This window comes from Steroidobacter sp. (genome assembly GCF_036402275.1).
Lineage (GTDB): Bacteria > Pseudomonadota > Gammaproteobacteria > Steroidobacterales > Steroidobacteraceae > Steroidobacter.
This window is the reverse complement of sequence record NZ_DASWTF010000019.1, coordinates 62,347-83,899: the sequence shown is the minus strand read 5'-3', so window position 1 is coordinate 83,899 and position 21,553 is coordinate 62,347. Positions and strand designations below refer to the sequence as shown.

The window sequence follows — 21,553 nt, the reverse complement described above, 5'->3', positions numbered from 1 at the left end:
TTGTCTTGCCTTGAATGATCTCCAGTACCAGCGCGCTCTTGCGGCGAGCTGTCCAGCGTTTGATCTCGTCGTCCATCAATGTGCTCAAGTGTCTCTCCAAGTAGATTAACACCTGAGCAGGAATTCAGTGGGTCATTACATCTCGGCGATATCGACCCGAAGACGGGCAAGGTCGTGAACGGAAAGCTATATGTGAACAACAGCGCAAAGGCGCAGAGCATCTTCGCTAAGGACACGAGCGGTACCATCACCCGCGCCGAGGCCAGCTGGTCCTCGGTGAAAGACAAAGCCCCTGTAGGCCAGAGGAGTGACCCGGCGCCCGGACGAGCGAGCGCCGGCAGCTCACTCATGAGATAGCAGCGATCACACGATCGGTAAACCACTGGCGCAGCATCGATCCGGCGAGCGCCGGTCCCTGCTCCTCACCCATGCGCTTGACCAGATCTCCACAGATGTCCCCGAAGCGCTGCTGCTGACGAAGCTGCTCGAAGACCGCAGCTTCCTCCGCCGTGACAGTTCGAAACATTGGCGTGAACCCGTTGCGCCAGACCGCGATGCTGGCAGGCTCGGGCAAACGCGCGACCGGCGGTGGCGTTTGTTGATCATGGATCGCGCTGCGCAGCGCGGCGACGTTGGTAGACACCGGGAAGAGCACGAACGTCGGTACCAGGTGGATGATGGCATTGTCCCAGTCGATGCCCGCCAAGGCGGCAGGATCCACCGGCGTTGCATCCGGCCCCACGAACGCGACTGCCAGATTCCATTCCAAACGTGCGAGCTCGGCGACTTCCGGATCGTCCGGATAGATCATGTCGAGGGTTTCAGCGAAGTCGCGCCCATACTCGTCGAGCGTCCAGGCGCTCGGCGGCACACTGTCGACGTGTGTCGCAGCCGCGCCCTCGAATGCTGTGTCGCCGATCCATGCGCGTACTGCCGGAAAGCTCTCCGTCAAACACGCGAGCAACTGTGCACGATAATTGTTGAGGTACACCGCCAGCCCGGCGCGCGACGGCTCGCCAAAGCGCGCGGCAACCTCGTTCGATTCGGTCTTCAGCCAGGACTGAAAGTCTCTCTGCAAGTCGAGCAGACTCATGCGACTCTCCGCGCCTGCTCAGCGGCAATGCCACGTGCGACGTCGAGCTCGCCAAGCAAGGTAGCGAGCGGCGGAATGTTGTCATCGCGCTCGATCATCGTCGCCACCGGGCCCAGTCGCTGTAACGCCTCTGCGTAGAGCGACCATACGGAACCGCGGACCGGTTGGTCGTGCGTGTCGATGAGCAGTTCGCGGCCCTGGCTGTGGCCCGCAAGATGAATCTGCCGGACGCAATCCGCGGGGATGCCCGCGAGATAAGCGCTGGCGTCGAAGCCGTGATTGCTCGCGCTGACGAAGATGTTGTTGACGTCGAGCAGCAGCCGGCAACCTGTACGCGCGCACATTGCGCTCAGGAAGTCCCATTCGGTCATGCCGCCCGGCCAGAGAATGTAGCTCGATGGGTTTTCGAGCAGCAGTGTTCGCCCCAACACCTCCTGCGCACGATGGATGCTGTTGCAAACCCGTGCAAGCGCCTCTTCCGTATATGGCAGCGGCAGCAGGTCGTGCGAGTTGAAGCTTCCGATGCGCGACCAGCTCAGATGATCCGAGACGAACATCGGCTCGATCGCGTCGATCAATTCACGCAGGCGGCGCAGATAGTCCAGGTGCACGCCATCGGCCGAGCCGATGGACAACGATACGCCGTGCAACGCGACTGGATGCCGTTCCCGGACGCGCCGTAGCACGTTCAGCGGCCGCCCGCCCGCCACCATGAAGTTTTCCGAGATGACCTCGACAAAGTCCACCGCTACCGGTGCAGCGTCGAGGAAGTCAGCGTAGTGAGGCTTGCGGAGGCCCAAACCAAACAGATGCTTGCCATGCATGAACAGCATGCTCCTTCAGGCGCAAGAAAGGCCGGCAAGGTGCGCTGCCGGCCCCGGACCGATCAGCCCTTCGGCGTCAGGCTGCCGCCCGCGTCGGTGCAGGCCTTGGCCGTCATCTCCTTGAAGCCGTGGCCCTTACAGGTGTTCTGGCCTTTGCAATCGTTCTGAGCCGTCTTGCAGTCGGACGTGCCTTTGCACGAGTTCACACCGTAGCAGTGCACGGCCTTGGCATCCGCGGCCGCCGCCAAAGGTGCGACTGCGAAATTAGAGATCGCCATCACGGCGGCGACAGTGGCAAAGCTGAAAGCGGTCTTGGTGACAGTCATGCGCAACTCCTAAAAATTGCCGAAGCGGCAAGCCTTCGTACGGCACCGAACGACAATTGGTTACGCCGCCTACCAGCGCAGGAGTCGCGGCCCCAGCATTGCCCCAGCCGCCGCTGCCAGGAGCATGCCCAGGCTGTACCACGTGAGCACAAAGAGCGCCGAGACCTCGGCACAGTGCAGGTCGTAGATCGTCGCGGCCGTGGCGCCCGCAGCCAGTCCCGCCGCTGCACCAGCAGCGTGCAGTCGCGTGGGTGCGAGCCGATGAGATGACCAGAGCAAGCCGACGAAAATGGGCGCCGCCAGCGTCAGCAACAGCCAGGGGCAGACCTTCCAGCTCCTGCCCTGCCAAAGATTGAGCCATTCACTGCGCGACGTATTGGCAAGCTCGCCGATCCCAACACCGATGAGCAGCAGTATCGGAACAGCCAGCAACCACAATCCGCAAAGCGAGCTCGGCGTGGGGCGCGAGAGACGGATGACCGCGTAGAGGGCGCAGGCGCCCAGCGAGATCGTGTAAGCCCATTTCATCCAGAACGAGAAGGCTTGCATCGCGTGCTGCAGGTCCGGTCGCACGCCGAGGATGGCAACGACCAGCATGAGGGCCACCAGTGCGCCGCCGCCAACGCCACTAGCAATGCGCTCGATGAGTGCATGGCGGTACACGCGCGGCACGTCGGCGCTCAAGTTGAGAATGAGTTGTTCGGTATTCATCAAATGTGTGGCGGTGAGAGTTATCCGGCGGGCGACGAGGCCCGTCATCACACGACGGCGCAGTGAGCCCGCGCCGCCGTCGATGCGCCGAATATTCCTCAGTTGGCCGCGATGCCATTGAGTCCAGCCGCCGCCGGCAAGCCGTCGACGACGCCGTAGTTGGTGAGTCGGCCATCACGCTCGATCTTGAAAATGCCGACCGAGCCGCTTGCCGCGTTCAACGAGTACAGGTAATCGCCGTCCGCGCTGACCGTGATGTCGAGATTGGCCGAGCCTGATGGATTGAGGCCAACGACGGTGCCCGGCAGCGGCGTGAGCGCGCCATTGCCTGCAATTCGGAACCCGGCGATCGAAGACGTGCCCGAGTTGGATGTATATACAAAGCGTCCATCCGGCGTGACGACGTTCCAGCAATTCGCCGCACCCAGCGTCGCAACGGCGGCGCTGACCGGCGTGAGCTTGCCGTCGGGGCGCACTGCGTACGAAGAAATCGTGGAGCTATTGGGTTCGCCCGTACCCGTCTCGGAAACCAGCAGGGCGCCGTTCGGTGCGAACACCGCAGCGAAGGTGCCCGAGGCGACTGCGGGATTCACTGTGATATCGGACAACCGACCGTCCCGCTGCACGCGGAAAATGTCGATGCTATTGGTGGCGCGCTCGGTCACCGCGAGCAGACGACCATCGTCGCTGAAGTCGACGGATGCGGAATTGACGAAGTTGGCGCTTAGATAACGCTGCGACTCGCGAATGGGTGTCAGCTTGCCCTCGTGCAGCTGGAATCCCACCACGCTGCTGCTGCCGGCCGTGTTGAGCACGTAGAGGAGCCGGCCGTGTTGCGCGATTGCGTTCGGCTCGCTGCCGCCGCTGGGCACCTGATCGGTCAGCTGCAAGCGGTCGCCGAGCACGCGAAACACCGAGATGGTGCCGCTGCCGGCATTGGCGGCAAACAGGTAGTCGCCATCATCGCTCAATAACAGCGAGCCTTGCGAGCCGAGCGGATCGACAAGGCCGCCGCTGCGCGGCCACCCGTGGAAAACTTTCGGGCATCGCGCAGCGTCCCGTTGGGCAATCGTTCGTAGGCGATGATTTCGTTGCGGTCGGCGTCGTTGGTCATCACGAACACTGCATGCCGTTCGCCGTAGCCATTTTTGTTGGCAGATCCCAAAGCCGGCAAAGCGCTGACACCGAGCACCACGCCTAACGCCAGCGCTGTCCTGAAAGCATTCATGTCACATCTCCCGAGTTGATCAATTGATGGATCCGCACCTCCTTCGTATCAGGTGGCCGTGGGGTTACACGGGCACAGCGTCGGGCTGCTACATTCAACACGAGAGCGCGGGCGTGTAACCAAACGAGCGGCCGCGTCGTATGTAGGGGATCGTTATCCGGGGTGGCCCCGTTGGCGGACTGGCAGACAGCGTTTTCGTGCGAAAAGTCGACATTGTGCCGACTGTGCCGTTGCGAGATGGAGTAGCGAGGCAGCATACGAATGCAGACAGCCGAGGAGGACCTTAGGGCACTGATGCTGAGCGGACTGGAGGGAGATGCTGGCGCGCACGCGGCGCTTCTGAGTGCGCTCGTTCCGCTGCTGCGCTCGTTCTTTCGCCGTCGCGTGCGCGACGCGGGCGACAATGTAGAGGATTTCGTGCAGGAGACTTTGATCGCCGTGCACACGCGCCGGGCTACGTTCGAGAGGGATCGGCCCTTCACTCCCTGGTTATACGCGATCGCCCGCCACCGTCTGGTCGATCACTATCGGCGTCATCGGATCAACGTGTCGTTATACGAGATCGAGCTGGATGTGCTCGCCGACAATCCGGAAGCAGCCATCCGCGCACACATCGACGTCGAGCGGCTGCTCGGGACACTCACTGTCAAACAGGCGCGCGCCATTCGCGATACTCGAATCGACGGCAAGAGCGTCGCAGAGGCCGCCGCCGAGGCCGGCATCGGCGAGTCGGACGTGAAAATTTCCGTGCATCGTGGTTTGAAAGCATTGGCCGCTCGAATTACAGGTCGTAAATCGTGAATACCGAGCAACTGATCGAATCTCTCAGCCGCGACGTACCTCGCGTTTCGCCCCACGCTGTCGCCCGGCGGATCGGGTATGGCCTGTATGGCGGCGGAATCGTGGCGGCGGCCCTGGTCGTTTCGATGCTCGGTGTGCGGCCCGATCTTGCAGCGGCGCTCGACGACTTCTCTTTCTGGACCAAGGTGATCTACACCCTTTCGGTGGGCATCGTGGCCGTCGTTGCCGTCGGCCGGCTCGCACGGCCCACGCCCACATCGCTGCGCGCACTATGGTTGCTGGCTGTTCCCGTGCTCGTGCTGGCCGGTATCTGCATCGGCGAGCTCGCCGACAAGCCGCCGCAAGAATGGCTGGCCTTGTGGCTGGGACGCAGCTGGCGAGCGTGCCCCTGGATTCTGTTGGCGCTGGCGATGCCGATGTTGCTTGGCCTGTTCTGGGCCTTCAAACAATTCGCCCCGGGCAAAATGCGCGCAGCTGGAGCGGCGGCCGGGCTGGCATCCGGTGCATGGGCTGCCGCGATTTATTGCCTGCACTGCCCGGAGTCCAGCGCGCTCTTCATCCTCACGTGGTACACCCTCGGAATGGTGCTCTCGATGACCGTCGGAGCACTGCTGGGACCTCGTCTGATGCGCTGGTAACCGCTCGCGGCGAGCGGTAACTCGCCGACTCTCAGAGCGCCGAGTGATCTCAAGCCCCGAGCTCCAGCGCTTCCTTCTTTGGATAAAGCGCCGTGTCCATGGCGAATTGCAATTCTGCCGCAGTTGACGACTGAGTCATAGTCTTGCGAACGCCACCAACCCCAGTCATTGTTCACAGCATGCGGGATTGGTTCGTCCTGATTGCTCATTTTCATTGTCACGACCATCAGGGCCGCGACGCCTGGCGGTGCCCGCGCAGTCATTGTCGAATCCCTTCTTCTGAAACATCAGCTGCTGATCCTGAATCGATCTCGAAAGAAGGCCCCGAGGCTCCGCCCATTGGACCGCATCCTGCTGGGCCTGGGCGCGATGCTCGTTGCTCCTCAACGTGTGCTGAAAATCGCAGTCGCCGTCAGGCCCGCAACGCTGTTACGCTTTCACCGGGCGCTGATCCGACGAAAGTATCAATGGCTGTTTTCTTCGAGCACCCGCGGGCGTCCCGGTCCCAAAGGACCGTCCAAAGCACTGATTGCGGCAATCCTCGAGATCAAGCGCCTCAATCCACGCTTCGGCTGCCCCCGCATTGCCCAGCAGATCTCGCACGCCTTCGGAGTGGAAGTCGATAAGGATGTGGTGCGCCGGATTCTGGCGAACCACCCTTTGCCAAGGTCCGGAGGCAGCGGTCCGTCGTGGCTCTCTGCCATCGCTGACGCTCGTGACAGCCTATGGAGTGTCGATCTGTTTCGCTGCGAGTCGATCCTGCTGAAGAGCTTCTGGGTGATGGTCGTAATGGATGTCTTTTCGCGTCGTATCATTGGATTCGGTGTTGAACCGGCGCATATCGACGGCGTCAGCGTCTGCCGCATGTTCAACGAGGCCTGGTGCGGTCAGCCACTTGCCAAGCGCCTCAGTTCCGATCATGACCCGCTGTTCCGATTTCATCGCTGGCGCGCGAATCTGCGAGTGCTCGACATCGAGGAAATCAAGTCTGTGCCCTTCGCGCCTCGCTCACACCCGTTTGTAGAGCGCCTTATCGGAACCCTTCGGCGCGAGTATCTCGATCAGACCTTCTTCTGGAACCGCCTCGACCTCCGTCGCAAGCTGAATCGATTCGCCACCTATTACAACCAGCGACGTGTTCACGCTGGGCTCAGTGGCCGAACGCCCGTCGAGCGATGCGGCGCGACTGCAGATCAACCGGCGAATCTCGATCACTACGCGTGGCGATCGGACTGTTCCGGCCTCTTCCACACGCCCACTGCCGCGTAATTAGCATTTCGCCACAGACAGGCCTGGCGAGTGACTGATCACCTGTCATGAACTCGTCGGACCTCTGCATCGCCATCCTTTGCCTCGTCGTCGATGCGGCTCTTAGCACATGTAAATTCGCGGCGTGCTTTAATGCCCCCTGGCAACCGGAGGAAACGTATTGTGACGATCATTCCCGCGACGGTAGCGGACCTCGAAGACTTGTCCTCGCTCGTCAACGCCGCCTATCGCGCGCACGGCCGGCCCGCCGGCTGGACCAGCGAAACTGAACTGATTACAGGCTCGCGCACCAATCCTGCTTCGGTGCGCGCAATGCTGGAGCGAGGCGTCACCATTCTACTGTTGCGATTGGCGGATTACGACAGTCTCTGCGGATGTGTCGCCGTCGAACCACACACAAGTTCAACGTGGCATATCTCGATGTTGGCGATCGATCCTGGACGACAGGCATCAGGCCTCGGCTCGGTGCTGCTCACCGCAGCGGAAAAATACGCGACTGCGCGCGGTGGGACGCTTGCCCATATGACGGTGATTCAGGCCCGCGAGTCACTCATCGCCTGGTACGAGCGACACGGCTATCGCCGTACCGGTGAGACCGAACCCTTTCCCTATGGCGATGAGAGCGTCGGCATACCACTGCGCGCGGATCTGCACTTCGTCGTGCTGGAGAAATCGCTGCCGGAACCCAACTGAATCGCAAGCGTTCAGCCAACGGCAAAGCGGCTCTTAATGCGATTTTAAATTGCGACTGCGATGATGATCGGATGCATCGTCCCGTGGTCCTGGCATTTGGGCCGTTTCGCTATGTTCCCAGTCAGCGCGCGCTGCTGAGGTCGAGTACGCGAGTCACTCTGCCCGCACGCGCGTCCGAGATTCTGCAGTTGCTGATCGAACGGGCGGGTGAGTTGGTCACGAAAGGCGAGCTGCTTGCCCATGCCTGGCCGGAGGGAATCGTCGGCGAAGGCGCGCTGCGCGTTCACATTTCCAGACTGCGCAAGATTCTGGACCGCGGACCCGCGCGCCATTCGCTACCTGGAGAATGTGGCGGGCCAAGGTTATCGCTTTGTTGCGCCGGTGAACACGGCGCCCGCTGTCCTCCGCAATAACCCCATCTGACCGTTCATGGACACTTCACACTCGCAGCCCCAATCGCCGTATAGATTCATCCAATTCGGCCGAGAAGATGGCGTCGCGATCATGCAGCAGATACTCGTATCGCTGCTCGTACCCGTACCGTCCAAGAACTCGACCGCATTGAGTTTCGCCGCTCCTTCGGCGAAACTCCGCCTCTCCAAGGGACTGAAACTCAAACAGCGCTCTCCGCAGGCTCTATAAAATAGGTCCTCAAACTCGCCCCACTTCCAGCCTCTTTGGGCATGTTTCTATAAAATTCCCGCAGCCAACCCTGCGATTTCCCTGATCGTTTGATCTGACTCTTAATCAGTTGGTTATAGGTTCGAATCCTATACGGCCCACCACTTTCCTCGTTGAAAATCCGCGACTTGCAATCTTCAGTAGTCCGACAAATCGTCGGCTCCTAAAAATTCTCCTAAAAATTACTTGTGTGCGGCGGGCGTGACGACGGGCACGTCATGGTCGTAGATGTTCAAGGCGGTTTCGGTCTTGTGGCCGCTGGCGCGCTTCTTCTTCCGCTTGGTTCCTTTAGTATCTGTAATCCCGCGATGCTTCAGGCCGTGAAGCGTGAACCGATCCTCCTCGTCGATCACCTTCGCCTCGATCGCGGCCCGCATCAAATCCTGCCAAGCATTGTGTCGCGGCCTGTTCGCGCCAAGCTCGCTGGCCAGGATGACCGGCACGGTTGGTGATCGATTGTCTCTTTTCTCTCTTTAACCTGCGCGAGGCGTTTCCTCGGGAACTCAAGGACTCTTGGCAACACCCGCATCAGCTACTAACGATCACCGACTCCTTTTCCGTATGCTCACGCGCACTCCCGCCGAATTGCCCTGATCACGGCTCACAGATCGCATTCACGGGTGGGACCGCGTGGCGGAGTCTTCACCACGCCGGTCCCACACCAAAGACGAACCGATCACAAAGCACGGAGCAGGGCTGCGGCTTGCGCTTGCGCATCACCGTGGATCCGTTCACCCGATCGTTGGCTCACGGAAATGCGAGCGCTGCCCTCACTCGCAACGTGGGTCCCGCGGATCAGAGCCGCCGCTTGCGCTTGCGCATCACCATGGATCCGTTCACCCGATCGTTGGCTCACGGGAGTGTGGGCGTTGTCCGAACTCGCAGCGCGCGTCCCACTGAACGTAGGTGGACTGAGTAATGCAGCGGCCTGGGCCTGCGCATCCGCAGAACGTGGCGACAGTGAGCCCTGAGTGTCAGCAATGGCCGCGGTCGTCGCAAGAATCAACGGAATCAAAAGTAAGCGCGATTTCATGGATAGATCTCCTCTTCAGTTCAATGTTTCAATACATCTGTCGTCATGCGCGCGAAGCGCTCCGATCTTCGTCATCACGAGCGTTACGCTACTCGATACGGTCGCCGTAGAAACATCCGCCATGGGGACGTTGTCTCATTCCGTGCTGGCACGATTCCGTTCGATTCATTCGTCACATCTGTTTACGGGATCAATCTAAGCATTGCTTAGTTTTGCGATCAAGATCTAAATAAGCGCTGCTTAGATCTAATTTGAATCAGACGCGACGTGATGCATCGCGGCACCGTTCGTCTCAAGCCATTGATGTTGCATCATTTTTACTTCAAGTGACGGGTTGCCTTGACATCAAAACTGATCACTGCTTAGATCGATGCGCACGAGACTCGATCATGGCGTTGGATAGGGTTTCCTGCGACTATCGGCGCGGCGATCGAGCGCCTCCCTGCCCCGCTGACGAGGCGGCTGGAGAATGAAGCGTTGCGACTAAAGAAGAAGAGCGGCTACCATCATGGCGACCTCCGGCGAACGCTGCTCGATGTAAGCGTCGCCACGATCGACAAACATGGCGTCGATGCGCTCAACCTGCGCGAGCTGGCGACTCGGGCCGGCGTCTCCTCGGGCGCTCCGTACCATCACTTCGCTGATCGTGCAGCGCTGCTGGCAGCCATTGCGGAGGAAGGTTTCGGCTATCTCGAGGCGGCAATGATCCGTGAGCGTGACGCTGCACCTGATGACGCAACTTCTCGATTGGCCGCACTCGGCCGCGCATACGTGAGTTTTGCGACGGCCCATCGGGGCCATTTTCGCGTGATGTTTCGAGGCGACTTGATCGGCGGTGACTCTCCCGAGCTCGTCCAGGCACAGCCGCGAGTATTTCAGTTGCTGTGGGATGCCGTGGAGGATTGTCAGCGATCGCAAGTCGCCCCGGCCGGCGATTTGCAGCCCCTGGTCCTCACTGCGTGGTCCGCCGTTCACGGGCTCGCTACGCTCTGGATCGACGGAGCGTTGCCATACAAGAACCTGAATCCCGAGCGCCTGGCGCCGATAGTGTCGAATTTGATCAGCCACATGTTCGCGGCGCTCGCTCACAATCCGGCATCGCGAACTCGCTCGAGCAGACGACAAAGCACGGTCCGCAGATAGCGCGAAGCCTGGCGAGCACGATGACGAATGGGGCTCGGTCCGCGCTCACCGAACTGGCCCGAGCATCTTCTGGTGGCGCCCGCCCCATCCGAGGCCGCGCGCCAGAGCGAACGGCTCCAGTATGCGCGCTTACCGAGGCGCCTGTTCCGACTTGAAGGCTGCCGTAATAGCCCAAGCATCGACGGGATCCGGCAAAGACCGGAGAAGGACGACAATCTCATTTGCGGAGAATGTCCTGTCTTCCTTGGCCCAACTTTCGAACAGGTGGACTAAGGCCGCGCGTTGCCCAGCCCTCATCGTCGCGTTGTGGAAAGTGAACTGCGCCCACGCGGTAGCCAGTAGAGCCGCACCGCCGACGGCGAAGAAATCAGCCAGAGATACCAAGGGGTCTGTAAGACAAAGCCGGGCCAAACTGCCGAGGCGATCGCACCGTTCGTCCGCCAGTTCTCCAATGTCGGCCCACCGTGGTTCGCGAGTCAACCGCTGCCGAATGTAATGCGCTGGTTGGCGGCCATCCTGGACTCGCCTCGATTCGTTCGGATCATGCGGCCGAGATCCTAATCAGGCGACAGGTCTATGGCAAATTGAACATCTATAAAATAAGCCCTCGAACGCGCCACGCTTCCGGGCTCTTTGGGAATGTTTCTATACAATTCCCACCGCTAACCTCGCGATTTACGTGATCGTTTATCCTGACGCCCCTATCAGATGCTCTAGCGGCATGTTTGTAGAGCCCGAGGGCAAAGATCCCGGCTTGTCGCTCGGCGCGCAGACGTTGATGCGCTGAGCCTACCGGTTTATCCAGGCAGCATCGACTCGCCCGTCGGACCTCAGCCTGACGCCCGCGTTTAAACGCTCCTTCTCGAACTCGACATCATAGACATCTACGCCCGTGGGGCTGACCTCTTTGAACGTCACGGAACGAACGGCTCCGAGCGACGCTATATCGTTTTGCAGAAAATTGAGCTGCTGTCGCGTTAGCTCGGCCAGCTCAGAACCCATATCGTCATAGGGTGGCGTGCCAGCCGCGAGTCCAGCGATCAACTTGCGAAGCATGGCTTCGCTTTCAGCTACCGGCCGCTGGTCGCGCAGTCGTTTTGCGAGCGCAAGCGATTCGTCCAGGTATGGTTGGCCGTCCGCTGCGCTCAGCCGGGTTGCCGGTCGCGGCCCGTTCGGTTCGTGCAGGATCAGAGCCGGTGCATTCGCCATGGCTTCGGGAATGAATTCGAATCGGGTCGCCGCCACCTTTTGAAAGTACTCACGCTCGGAGGTCGGAAAGAGTTCATTGATAGGTAAGCCCGGCACACGCGAATACGTGCGATCGCCTTCGCGCCAGACGGTGATGACGAGTTGCGGATTCAGCCGGTAGGTGCCGACGTATTTGTCGAACGTCGCTGGATCGACCTTGCTGAGCACGCGTTCGGGCGGAGCGAAATCGGGCCAGCCATATTCGCGCGCGACCGCGCGCAGAATCGGGCCAGTCAACTCTCCGCCGCGATCGCTGTTGGTCATGATCACCAGGCCGTCGCCATCGACGTAGGACACCATAAAGCATCGATAGCCCGCGTTGGCGCCGCCGTGCATGAAGTACTCGTGCGGAGCGGTACCGCCGACCTGCGGGCCGAGTCCCTGCCCCTCCGGCCCCGGCGTCATCATCGTCCGCATGGCCATGCTCGAGAGAATCGCTTTGCGGTCGCCTGCCCACGCACGCTGCAGCCCGATGGCAAAGCGCGCCAGATCGGAAGGGGTGGTCCAGAGAGCGGCCGCGGCGATCTCCGGATAAACATGAGGGCCACCAGGTACGGGTGTGCCGTCGGCCAGATACGGCGTCGCCACTCGCGCCAGCAGCTTCTCCGGTAACGGCTGCTGGAAAGTGCTGTGTTTCATTCCAAGCGGATCGAGTACGTGCTTGCGCATGTAGCCGACGAAGTCGTGTCCGGTCATGTCCTCCATCACCAGCTGCATCACTTGATAACCGCCGCCCGAGTATCGAAAGCTCTGGCCAGGCACCTTATCGACACGAATCGCAGGATTGTTCGCGGGCGGCACGCCGTCCAGCATCTGCCTGATGTCGGGAAGACGCTCGCCGGCCGCATATCCAGGAAAGCCGTGCACTGTAGTGCCGGCCGTGTGTGTGAGTAGCCGGCGGAGCGTTACCTTCTGCTGTGCGGTGAACTCGTTTGCCGGCAGCTGCCAGCTCTTGAGGTACTTGTTAATGTCCGTGTCGAGGTCGAGCTTGCCGCGATCCACGAGCTGCATGACGGACAGAGCGGACACGGGCTTGCTGATGGAAGCGGCCTGAAACAGCGTCTCCGGCGTCACTGGCGAACCACCGATTGCCGTCACGCCAAACCCGCGAGCCCATTCGATCTTGCCGTCGTTGAGGACTGCGATGCTGACCCCCGGTGTGTGCGTCGCCTGCATCCGTTCGGCAAGCGTCGGAAGCGGCGGCTCGGAGTCGCCCTTGACCAGGACCGGCGGCAACAAGCCGCTTTCGATTCGCTTGATTCGTGCCTCGATCTCCTGCGCCGTCGAAGCATGAGCCTCGAAGCTCGTGAACGACGCCACGACCATCGACAGCACCGGAACGACGATCCTTCTCACATCACTTCCCTACTTGGTTGACTCACCAGCGCCCGCGGGCGCGATTCAAAGCATACAAGCCCGCCGCGAAAGCATTGTATCGCCATCTCGAGAGAACGTGCAGGACTGGTAGCCGTATGACCCGGGCCAACGGGCCCGTCCGGGCGTATGCCGCCACAGAACCTCAAACGCATCGGCGCCAATCTTGAGCTCGCCCTGCCAGTCGACCACGTGCAATCGCTCCTAACGAATTCGCGTTCGGCACTGATCTCACAAACGGCGTCGGCGTCCTTGTGAATGTCGATCCACTCGACTTGCGTGCCGCAGAACTCCATGCGTTGCCGCTGGTCCTTGATACCGGCATCGCAGACCGGGCACGCGCTGTTGTAATAGACCTTGACCTTAGGCACGCGACGCCTTCCTTATCTCATAAACAATTAGAAGAGCGCCGTCACTGCTTTGCTCTCGGGCATCTGTTGGTCTTCGGCGTCGGTTTTCAGGTGCTGTCGCGGGTCCAGCGCCGACCAGCGCGATCATCAGTGCCAGGACACACGCATGCCTAACCGCTTGGATGGACTCATCCAGATCCACAGGATAGTGCGTCAAATAAGGGCGTGAGGCGCTGGCTTCGGCGATGACCGCCCGAACTGCCACTTCACGCCGACTTCATTCTGCTCGCCGATAGCGGCGAAGTAGGCGCTGCCGAACTGAGCGAGTCCGGCGATCGGCACGAAGGATTGGGAGTAGCTGACGAACGGCGCCAGCGGGCGCTACTCCCACGACAGGGTGACCAGCGTGGAAGATCGTGGTAGGCCGCCGGTCAATCGCCGAACTACTAGCGAGATCAGTATAGCGGGATACAGTCCACCGAGCGCGTCCGCTCTTCGACTGAAACGAGCCATTCGAAATTTTGGATACTACGGGACAGAAACACTAACTCGAGACCGGTGTGCCCCGCATTTATTCCTCACGAACCCGCCGGCCGCAAACTATCAATCAGGGACCGTCCGAGAGCCGTGAATTCTCTTGACGCGCGGGCCAGCGAATACTCGTGGTGCAACCCGCCGAGTGCTGCTTTGGCATGCACAGAACGAAAGTCGTCGAGTCGATGCCGCGACTTCGACAATGGCACCGATAGACCCGCGGGAGGATCGGGAACGCCCGGCCCCAACGCAGAATGTGGGCGCCCGCGATTGTAATGCGCGACCCATGATCTCAGCGCCTGCCGTAGATGCGTTTCTGAGAGCGGAATGAGCCAGTCCAAACATTCTCTGCGAATCGTCCCAATCACGCGCTCGCAGATGGAATTTGCTTTGGGGCTGCGCGGCGGACTCTTCAACACCCGCAGCCCCAACCGCCTTATCGATTCATCCAACTCGACCGAGAAGATGGCATCGCGATCATGCAGCAGGTACTCGTACGGCTCTTCGTATCCCACTGCCTCTCGCAGTTGCTGCCGCGTCCACTGCGCCGTCGGATGTGCCGTCACGTTGGAGTGAATAAAGTCGGCGGCTGTGGTGTTCGATGACGACGAGCACGTACAACACTCGGAACGTGCTCGTCACCGCGACAAGGAAATCACAGGCGATCACTCCCCGTGCGTGGTTGCGAAGAATGGTTGTCCACCGCTGACCTCCCCTCGGCCGACCCGGCGTCCGTCGCGGCATGTACTTCGCCACGTGCGCGGCGACACGCGAAGACCGAGCTTCAGCAGCAGTTCGTTCGCGATCCGCTCTTGACCCCACACGGGATTCTCGGCTGCCATTCGTCGGATCAGGTCGCGGAGTTCTTTTATGGATTGTCACAAGTCAGGACGGGAAGGCCGGTGAGCCGCCGTGCCTCCATGTCCTCGTGCGCCGCGGCGATCCGATTGAACGCATAGCGGGCGACGGGAAGGTCGCCGAACAGGCCGGCCCGGATTGCGTCCCAAAGCTGGGCCGTGGCCACAACGACGGTTTCGCCCCGAACGTATTGCGGCGTGCCGCCGCCCCGGAGTTGGACGGCGCGGATCTCCAGCCGATCACCGGTGGAGAGTGCCTGTCCCGACGCGGCGCCAATCGTGGCAATCATGCCGCCATCCCGCACGGAAGCGACCGCCAACGGAAAGGTCGCGCGTCCAACAAAGTCGTAGACCACGTCCACGCCGGCGGGTGCGAGCGCGCGGATTCTGTCGGAAAGCGCGGGATCGTCGGCGACGAATGCATGGCCGGCACCGGCCGCGACCGTCGCCAGTTTGCCGGCCGATCCTGCCACACCGATCACCGTTGCCCCAAGCGAACGCGCCCAGCGCGACAGGATCGACCCGACGCTGCCCGATGCCCCGAGCACGAGGGCGACCTCACCCGCCTTCAACGGGTGCAGCGCGTACAATCCCATCCAAGCCGTCAGTCCCTTCGCAAGGAAGGTCGCCGCCACCTCGTTAGAGATGTCGTCCGGCAGGCGAACGAGCGCCGCGGCGGGGACGAGCGAAGCGGTGGCGTATGCTCCCTCGACGAAGAAATAGGCGACGCGGTCTCCCGGTGCAAAGCCGATCACCCCCGGGCCGACGGCGTCAACCACACCCGCCGCTTCGAAGCCCGGCGTGGCGGGAAGCCGCATCGGGTATAGACCCTTGCGGACCATGACATCGACATAGTTGATGCCGATCGCTGTTTGCACCAGCCGTACCTGCCCGGCGCCGGGCAATCCGACCTCCGTCTCCACCACTCTCAGGACCGCAGGCGTGCCGGTCGTCCGTATCTCGATTTTCTTGGCCATGCTCGGCTCCTCCGGATTTGACCGCGTCATGCGAGGGCGACCGGCCGCATCGTGGCGGCGTGCGGGAGCCTGCCGTGGCGATAGATGGTGACGCGATTGATCGATCTGTGAAGCATGTTCCATCCCTTCGGGGTGAGGCCCGACTATCGCCGACACAGGCATCGTGTCGATTTGTGCCTCATCATCTCGAAATGCCCTCGCCACAATGAAGACGGGGATCGAGGAACTCAGCGTTGCTGGACGCGCAACCCGAACATGGAAGAAGTTTCGCCATCGATCCTCTAGTCAGGAGCGATACCGGAACACTTGGCTGGCGCATCAAGAGCAAAGCCATGACGTCGCGTCGAGCGTTCTTCGATGACGAAGCTCACGACTTTCCGGCGCACGAGCGGCCGGCCGTCCGGGCTGGCTGCTGAACCGGGCGGCAGAGCAAGATATGTGATCTATGTTGCCAGCGTTCGTACGGAGCGCACGACGGCGAGGGTTACGCTAATGGCAACGCCGGGTTGCTCCAACGCCGGCTTCCGCAGCGCCTCCACATCCCTATTCTCCTGATAACAATCACCAGGAGATCGCGACATGCCTGCAGTCCTCGTCCACGGCGTACCTGACACCCACCGGCTCTGGGACACCGTCCGCTCTCATCTTGAGCGCAACGACATCATCACGGTCGATCTCCCCGGCTTTGGCAACCCGTTGCCGTCGGACTTCAGGTCAACAAAGGAAGAGTATCTCGACTGGCTTATCCACCGGATCGATGAGATCGGCGAACCCGTAGATCTGGTCGGTCATGACTGGGGCTGCCTGCTCACGGGTCGCCTCGCGTCCATCCGACCGGAGTTGGTGCGCACCTGGACCGGAATCAGCGGGCCCATCGATCCAGAATACCCATGGCACTATCTCGCCAAGATCTGGCAGACGCCAGGTGAGGGCGAGCAATGGATGAAGGACCTCGACCTCGAGCAGTTCGCGGCGAACCTCGTCGAGGCGCAGATGCCGAGAGATGCGGCGGATGAATCGGTTCGGCATCTCGATGCCACTATGCGGGCAAGCATCCTGGCACTTTACCGTTCCGCAATCGAGGTCGGGGCTGAGTGGAAGCCGGGTTTGAGCAGCATGACCGCGCCAGCGCTGGTGATCTGGGGCCTGGACGATCCGTTTCTGCCGCACCGTTTCGCCGACGAGCTCGGCAATGCCACACACGCACGCGCCGTCGTGAAGCTGCGCAGCTCGCATTGGCCGATGATAGAGCGGCCGGCCGATGTCGCGCGTGAACTCGAGGCGCATTGGACTCACGTTTAATTACCTGTGCTTGCGTCACTTGGGCTCATACCCACGCAGCCGCAACGCGAACGGCAACGCTTGGTCACTCGCTATACCCCCCAAGCATTTGTCCCCAAAACGAAACCATGGTGAAGCAGCACGGCGAGCATTGCCCCGGGCTACACCAGACAGGAGCGCGCCTACATGACCAATTCAGCAAACACCCGGATCGGCGTCGGCATCGTCGGCGCCAGTGCCGATCGAGGCTGGGGCGGAATTGCTCACGTCCCGGCACTGCGGGCGCTCGATGCGTTCCAGATCCGCGCCGTCAGCACGACTCGTATGGAGAGTGCGAACGCGACCGCTAGCCGACTGGGTGCCGATCTCGCCTTTGACACACATCAGGCGCTGGTCCTGCGGCCGGAGGTCGACTTGGTGGTGGTTGCGGTTAAGGTGCCCGAGCACAAGCAGATCGTTTCCGACGCGCTCGCCGCGGGCAAGATGGTCTATTGCGAATGGCCGCTCGCGCGAAACCTATCGGAAGCCGAAGCGCTGGAGGGGCTTGCCCGCGAACGGCGGCTGCGCACGGTCATTGGATTGCAGGGCGGCCTGCACCCGCCGATCCGCTACCTTCACGACCTCGTCCGGCAAGGCGTGATCGGCATGCCGCTCAGCACGAGCATCCGAGCGCATCTGAACGAAGACATGTGGGTCGGCCGATATGACCCGCCGTTCGAGTACATGGCTCGCGCAGAGAATGGCGCCACGCTTCAAAGCATCATGCTCGGCCACGCGCTCCAACCGCTCGCGCACGTACTCGGCGCATTCGAGAGCCTGTCCGCCATCGTCGCCAATCAGCGCGGCGACGGCGTCCGCCTCTCGGATGGCGCGTCCCTCCCGAAGGACGCGCCGGACGAGATCATCGTCGCCGGCGTTCTCGAAGGCGGGATCGTCACTTCGCTGCACTACAGTGCCGGGCAGCCCGCCGGCTCGGCGATGGTATGGGAGATTCAGGGCACGGAAGGCAGTCTGCACGTGGAGACGGCGTCGGGCTACATCCACTTCGGCGATGTGACCATTACGTTGCGCCGGGGCAGCGAGCCTGTCCAGCAGCTACAGGTCCCACCCGTATATGCGGCTCCCGACCTGCAACTCGAAGCGCCCGCGGCGGGTGTCGCCCGCCTCTACGCCCAGCTCGCCGCCGACCTCCGCGACGGAACTGCAGATGCGCCGGACTTCGCGGTCGCGCTCGATCGTCACCGGGTGCTCGAGGCGATCACACAGGCCACTGAAACGGGTCATCGCCAGCATCTGTCCCGCTCAGCGTAGTCAACTCAGACCACCGATGATGGAAGCGCGCCGGCCTCTCCGGCAAGCCGCCGGGATCACGCCACCGATCTCGCCTCTAACCGAAGACTCGTAAGTGAGGGTGATGCCATAGTCCATTGTGACTGGGTCAAACATGCTGGCATCGGATACGTCGTGGACGTCGATCCGCGTACGCTGATCGCCATCGGTCAATCTTGCGATCAGGCATTCTTCCATCGCTGCGCCGTGGCGGTGCGAGACCACGAAGGTTTCAGCGCGAATATCGTCCCACTCGATTGCACCTTGCTCGGCGAGCGAGTGCGCCTCAGGGAGCGCGACAATGACAGCTTCGCGCCATAACTCGCGCACTTGGCAACCAAGAGTGGTCTCGATTCCAGCAACGAACGCAACGTCCAGACTTCCCGTGGCAACAGAGTCGACTTGGTTGCGGAAGGCTTCGACGTCGCGATCGGCGGAGGCTTGATCTAAATCCCGGAATTGTTGTCAAGGCACTAGCGCCCGTTCACGTGGTCGCCGTCTGCGCGAACGCTGGCGAGGGTTCCGCTAATGGCAACGCTGGGTTTCTCCAGCGCCGGCTTCCGCTACGCTCCCAAATCCCTATTCTCCTGATAACAAATCACCAGGAGATCGCGACATGCCTGCAGTCCTCGTCCACGGCGTACCTGACACCCACGGGATCGATGAGATCGGCGAACCCGTAGATCTGGTCAGTCATGACTGGGGCTGCCTGCTCACGGGTCGCCTCCCGTCCTGCTTCGCCGACGAGCTCGGCAATGCCACACACGCACGCGCCGTCGTGAAGCTGCGCAGCTCGCATTGGCCGACGATAGAGCGGCCGGCCGATGTCGCGCGTGAACTCGAGGCGCATTGGACTCACGTTTAATTACCTGCGCTTGCGTCACTTGGGCTCATACCCACGCAGCCGCAACGCGAACGGCAATGCTTGGTCACTCGCTATGCGCCCAAGCATTTGTCAGGAAACGAAACCATAGCAGCGCGGACCGTCGCGCAAACACTGAGGAAGGAATATTCGATGACTGAGCTGACTGGAAAACGCGCACTTGTAACCGGAGCGTCACGCGGGATTGGTGCGGCTATCGCAGTTGCGCTGGCGGAAAAAGGCGCAAACGTTGCCATCACCTACGCGCATTCCGCCGATCGTGCGGCAAAGGTGGTGGAATTGATAAAGAGCAAGGGCCGTGCCGCCGTTGCAATTCAGGCCGATAGCGCAGATCCGATTGCAATTGCGCGCTCGGTGGACGAGGCAGTGAAAGCCCTCGGGGGCCTTGATATCCTCGTCAATAACGCCGCGATCGCTACCTACAAGGACGTCGCAGACTTCACAGTCGAGGAGATCGACGCGCTCTTTGCCGTCAATGCGCGGTCTCCGATCCTGGCATCGCAGGCGGCCATGCCCCACCTCACTGCCGGGGGGCGCATTATCACGATCGGCTCTGCCGGCGCCGAGCGAATTGTTGGGCCGTCGACGGTTTACTCGATGACAAAATCCGCCCTCCAATCATTGACGCGAGGTTTGGCACGCGAACTGGGCCCTCGTGATATCACCGTCAATCTGGTGCAGCCTGGTTCAACGAATACGGAAATGAACCCGGCCGAAGGCGAGTTCGGTGATTTCCAGCGGGCGTTGATCCCACTGGGGCGGTATGGCGAGCCGGAAGACGTGGCAGCTGCGGTCGCATTTCTTGCGTCGAATGCCGCGCGCCAGATTACGGGCACCATCCTGACGGTTGATGGGGGTACGCTCACCTAAAACCTAGCGCTTTACAGGGAGGGGCTGCGATCGTTCTATCGCGAAACTGGGTGAGAATCCCGACGCTCGCAGCCACCTCGGTCAAATCTCCTGTGGTTCGGCCAAAGGCTGATGCCAAGGTATGATCAAGGGCGCCCTAGGAGCTATCATGTTGATGATGGCAGCCGCACAGCACTGCACGTAGTAACTGATGCTTTGGCAACCGACTCTGCGTGCAACATCAGCGACGGTCGCTCTGCCGTGTCCGCTAGCGTGGCGGTACTCTGCGGTGCATCTTGCTAAAGACCGAAGTCAGATAGCAGCCTGCTTCGCTAAAAACTCTCCGAGCGTCGCGACAAAGAAGTCCGGCACCTCTTCTGCGACGAAATGACCGCTGTCGGGGGCGATCACGCTCGCCAGATCGCGGGCTTCATTGCGAAGCGAGTCGGCGAGCTTGTTACCGGCGCTATGCTCGCCCGCAATCGTCATGATCGGCATAGGGAGCCGACGACCGCGCAGCGAAGCGACAAACGGCACATCCTCGCGCAATGCGCGATAGTAGTTGAAGCCGGCCGTCATTCTCCCGGGACCCGCGTAGTGCCGCGCATACTCATCGATCGATGATTCGGTGATCGCATCTTTCCGGTAAGACCATGCTTTGATCTGCGCGCGAATGTAATCGCGCTCTCGCCCCTGGGTCAGCAACTCCGGTATGTCGGGCGCCATGTGAAATCCGTAGTGCCAGGCGCCACCGCGCAACGCGTCCATGTTCTCCGTACCCGGCAGGAGACAATCAACCAGCACGAGGCTCTTAACAATCTTCGGTTCCAAATGCGCGAGCACGTAAGCCGCTTTGCCGCCCATGTCATGACCCACAACGTGGGCGCCAGCCGCACCTTGATGAGCAATCAGAGCACTCAGATCCTGGGCGATCGTTCGCTTGTCGTATCCCGTCGAGGCACATTCGGAAAGCCCCACCCCGCGCAGATCCGGCGCCACGACGGTAAAGCGCTTCGCGAGCGCCGGCATGACATCGCGCCAGGCGAACCACGTTTGCGGCCAGCCATGAAGCAGCAACACCAGAGGACCCTCGCCCATCGTCACGTAGTGAAGACGCACACCGTTGACTTGCGCGAAACGGCTGCTTGCACCTTGGGGCAGACCCGCGATCGTGCCCGTCGATGCCTGCTGCGAGCGCGCCAACGACATGCTTTGAACGGACGCGGAGAGCGCCGCCCCCGAGAGCATCATTCCCGGCACGCTCCGGAGCAAAGACCGTCTGTTCATTGTTCATACCTCTTCGTGATTGAGTCTTACGGATAGGGATTGCCAGGGTCTGGTCGACGATGACATCCCGGCATCGCCGACCTGCTCAGCATGTCGATCAGCGTCGAATCACGCGACGAACGCACCGTCGATCGTGTGGAGCGA

Annotated in this window: 22 protein-coding genes, 1 tRNA gene and 1 pseudogene; 11 read left to right on the top strand and 13 right to left on the bottom strand. The window is 61.3% G+C overall.

Going from position 1 to position 21,553, the window contains the following annotated elements; genetic code table 11:
- The 7 genes and pseudogenes from VGD45_RS34095 to VGD45_RS10740 form a co-directional block, all read right to left on the bottom strand.
- Window positions 1–88, bottom strand: a pseudogene (locus tag VGD45_RS34095) (DUF1153 domain-containing protein); the annotation flags it as partial.
- 258 nt (window positions 89–346) lie between these two features.
- The gene (locus VGD45_RS10765) at window positions 347–1,093 is read right to left on the bottom strand and encodes a putative DNA-binding domain-containing protein (RefSeq protein ID WP_331155297.1); all 747 of its coding nucleotides are present in this window, start codon (window positions 1,091–1,093) and stop codon (window positions 347–349) included.
- On the bottom strand, window positions 1,090–1,917 hold the full coding sequence (locus tag VGD45_RS10760) for a DUF692 domain-containing protein (RefSeq protein WP_331155296.1): 828 nt from the start codon (window positions 1,915–1,917) through the stop codon (window positions 1,090–1,092). The genes VGD45_RS10765 and VGD45_RS10760 overlap by 4 nt, the downstream gene beginning before the upstream one ends.
- 62 nt (window positions 1,918–1,979) lie before the next feature.
- On the bottom strand, window positions 1,980–2,243 hold the full coding sequence (locus tag VGD45_RS10755; RefSeq protein ID WP_331155295.1) for a hypothetical protein: 264 nt from the start codon (window positions 2,241–2,243) through the stop codon (window positions 1,980–1,982).
- A gap of 69 nt (window positions 2,244–2,312) precedes the next feature.
- On the bottom strand, window positions 2,313–2,954 hold the full coding sequence (locus VGD45_RS10750; RefSeq protein ID WP_331155294.1) for a DUF1109 domain-containing protein: 642 nt from the start codon (window positions 2,952–2,954) through the stop codon (window positions 2,313–2,315).
- 98 nt (window positions 2,955–3,052) lie between these two features.
- Window positions 3,053–3,925 (bottom strand): lactonase family protein, encoded by an 873-nt coding sequence (locus VGD45_RS10745; RefSeq protein ID WP_331155293.1) that lies wholly within the window; start codon window positions 3,923–3,925, stop codon window positions 3,053–3,055.
- Complete coding sequence (locus tag VGD45_RS10740; RefSeq protein WP_331155292.1) at window positions 3,922–4,182, bottom strand: hypothetical protein; 261 nt, start codon at window positions 4,180–4,182, stop codon at window positions 3,922–3,924. The genes VGD45_RS10745 and VGD45_RS10740 overlap by 4 nt, the downstream gene beginning before the upstream one ends.
- A gap of 261 nt (window positions 4,183–4,443) precedes the next feature.
- On the opposite strand from VGD45_RS10740, the gene VGD45_RS10735 reads away from it, so the two are divergent.
- The 6 genes from VGD45_RS10735 to VGD45_RS10715 all read left to right on the top strand — a co-directional run bounded on the left by VGD45_RS10735 (window position 4,444) and on the right by VGD45_RS10715 (window position 8,368).
- Window positions 4,444–4,983 carry a sigma-70 family RNA polymerase sigma factor gene (locus tag VGD45_RS10735; protein WP_331155291.1) on the top strand — a complete coding sequence of 180 codons (540 nt, stop codon included), beginning with the start codon at window positions 4,444–4,446 and terminating at the stop codon, window positions 4,981–4,983.
- Window positions 4,980–5,621: a DUF1109 domain-containing protein gene (locus VGD45_RS10730; protein WP_331155290.1), complete on the top strand. Its 642-nt coding sequence runs from the start codon at window positions 4,980–4,982 to the stop codon at window positions 5,619–5,621. The genes VGD45_RS10735 and VGD45_RS10730 overlap by 4 nt, the downstream gene beginning before the upstream one ends.
- Before the next feature lie 339 nt (window positions 5,622–5,960).
- On the top strand, window positions 5,961–6,890 hold the full coding sequence (locus tag VGD45_RS10725; RefSeq protein ID WP_331155289.1) for an integrase core domain-containing protein: 930 nt from the start codon (window positions 5,961–5,963) through the stop codon (window positions 6,888–6,890).
- A 132-nt stretch (window positions 6,891–7,022) separates the two neighbouring features.
- Window positions 7,023–7,583 (top strand): GNAT family N-acetyltransferase, encoded by a 561-nt coding sequence (locus tag VGD45_RS10720; RefSeq protein WP_331155288.1) that lies wholly within the window; start codon window positions 7,023–7,025, stop codon window positions 7,581–7,583.
- A 71-nt stretch (window positions 7,584–7,654) separates the two neighbouring features.
- Window positions 7,655–7,996 (top strand): winged helix-turn-helix domain-containing protein, encoded by a 342-nt coding sequence (locus tag VGD45_RS34355; RefSeq protein WP_414717573.1) that lies wholly within the window; start codon window positions 7,655–7,657, stop codon window positions 7,994–7,996.
- A 266-nt stretch (window positions 7,997–8,262) separates the two neighbouring features.
- Window positions 8,263–8,368 (top strand) — tRNA-Lys (locus tag VGD45_RS10715).
- Window positions 8,369–8,446: 78 nt separating this feature from the next.
- On the opposite strand, the gene VGD45_RS10710 is transcribed toward VGD45_RS10715, so the two are convergent.
- The gene (locus tag VGD45_RS10710) at window positions 8,447–8,707 is read right to left on the bottom strand and encodes a hypothetical protein (protein ID WP_331155287.1); all 261 of its coding nucleotides are present in this window, start codon (window positions 8,705–8,707) and stop codon (window positions 8,447–8,449) included.
- A gap of 1,067 nt (window positions 8,708–9,774) precedes the next feature.
- Between VGD45_RS10710 and VGD45_RS10705 the strand changes: the two genes are divergently transcribed.
- The gene (locus VGD45_RS10705; protein ID WP_331155286.1) at window positions 9,775–10,440 is read left to right on the top strand and encodes a TetR/AcrR family transcriptional regulator; all 666 of its coding nucleotides are present in this window, start codon (window positions 9,775–9,777) and stop codon (window positions 10,438–10,440) included.
- 789 nt (window positions 10,441–11,229) lie between these two features.
- Here the strand turns inward: VGD45_RS10705 and VGD45_RS10700 are convergent.
- The 3 genes from VGD45_RS10700 to VGD45_RS10695 form a co-directional block, all read right to left on the bottom strand.
- A complete protein-coding gene (locus VGD45_RS10700; RefSeq protein ID WP_331155285.1) occupies window positions 11,230–13,044 on the bottom strand; it encodes a serine hydrolase in 1,815 nt (604 codons plus the stop codon).
- A gap of 946 nt (window positions 13,045–13,990) precedes the next feature.
- Window positions 13,991–14,365 carry an integrase core domain-containing protein gene (locus VGD45_RS34350; protein WP_414717576.1) on the bottom strand — a complete coding sequence of 125 codons (375 nt, stop codon included), beginning with the start codon at window positions 14,363–14,365 and terminating at the stop codon, window positions 13,991–13,993.
- 449 nt (window positions 14,366–14,814) lie between these two features.
- Window positions 14,815–15,780, bottom strand: a complete 966-nt coding sequence (locus VGD45_RS10695) for a zinc-binding dehydrogenase (RefSeq protein ID WP_331155284.1) — start codon at window positions 15,778–15,780, stop codon at window positions 14,815–14,817.
- A gap of 579 nt (window positions 15,781–16,359) precedes the next feature.
- Between VGD45_RS10695 and VGD45_RS10690 the strand changes: the two genes are divergently transcribed.
- Both VGD45_RS10690 and VGD45_RS10685 read left to right on the top strand, forming a co-directional pair.
- Window positions 16,360–17,082, top strand: coding sequence for an alpha/beta hydrolase (locus VGD45_RS10690; protein WP_331155283.1), 723 nt, complete (start codon window positions 16,360–16,362; stop codon window positions 17,080–17,082).
- A 165-nt stretch (window positions 17,083–17,247) separates the two neighbouring features.
- Entirely contained in the window at window positions 17,248–18,372 is a 1,125-nt protein-coding gene (locus tag VGD45_RS10685; protein ID WP_331155282.1) for a Gfo/Idh/MocA family oxidoreductase, read from the top strand.
- Here the strand turns inward: VGD45_RS10685 and VGD45_RS34345 are convergent, their stop codons facing one another.
- On the bottom strand, window positions 18,373–18,744 hold the full coding sequence (locus VGD45_RS34345; RefSeq protein WP_414717575.1) for a hypothetical protein: 372 nt from the start codon (window positions 18,742–18,744) through the stop codon (window positions 18,373–18,375).
- 262 nt (window positions 18,745–19,006) lie between these two features.
- Between VGD45_RS34345 and VGD45_RS10675 the strand changes: the two genes are divergently transcribed.
- Both VGD45_RS10675 and VGD45_RS10670 read left to right on the top strand, forming a co-directional pair.
- Window positions 19,007–19,255 (top strand): hypothetical protein, encoded by a 249-nt coding sequence (locus VGD45_RS10675; RefSeq protein WP_331155280.1) that lies wholly within the window; start codon window positions 19,007–19,009, stop codon window positions 19,253–19,255.
- A 150-nt stretch (window positions 19,256–19,405) separates the two neighbouring features.
- Window positions 19,406–20,143 carry an SDR family NAD(P)-dependent oxidoreductase gene (locus VGD45_RS10670; protein ID WP_331155279.1) on the top strand — a complete coding sequence of 246 codons (738 nt, stop codon included), beginning with the start codon at window positions 19,406–19,408 and terminating at the stop codon, window positions 20,141–20,143.
- Window positions 20,144–20,434: 291 nt separating this feature from the next.
- On the opposite strand, the gene VGD45_RS10665 is transcribed toward VGD45_RS10670, so the two are convergent.
- Window positions 20,435–21,331, bottom strand: a complete 897-nt coding sequence (locus VGD45_RS10665) for an alpha/beta hydrolase (protein ID WP_331155278.1) — start codon at window positions 21,329–21,331, stop codon at window positions 20,435–20,437.
- Between the last annotated feature and the right edge of the window lie 222 nt (window positions 21,332–21,553).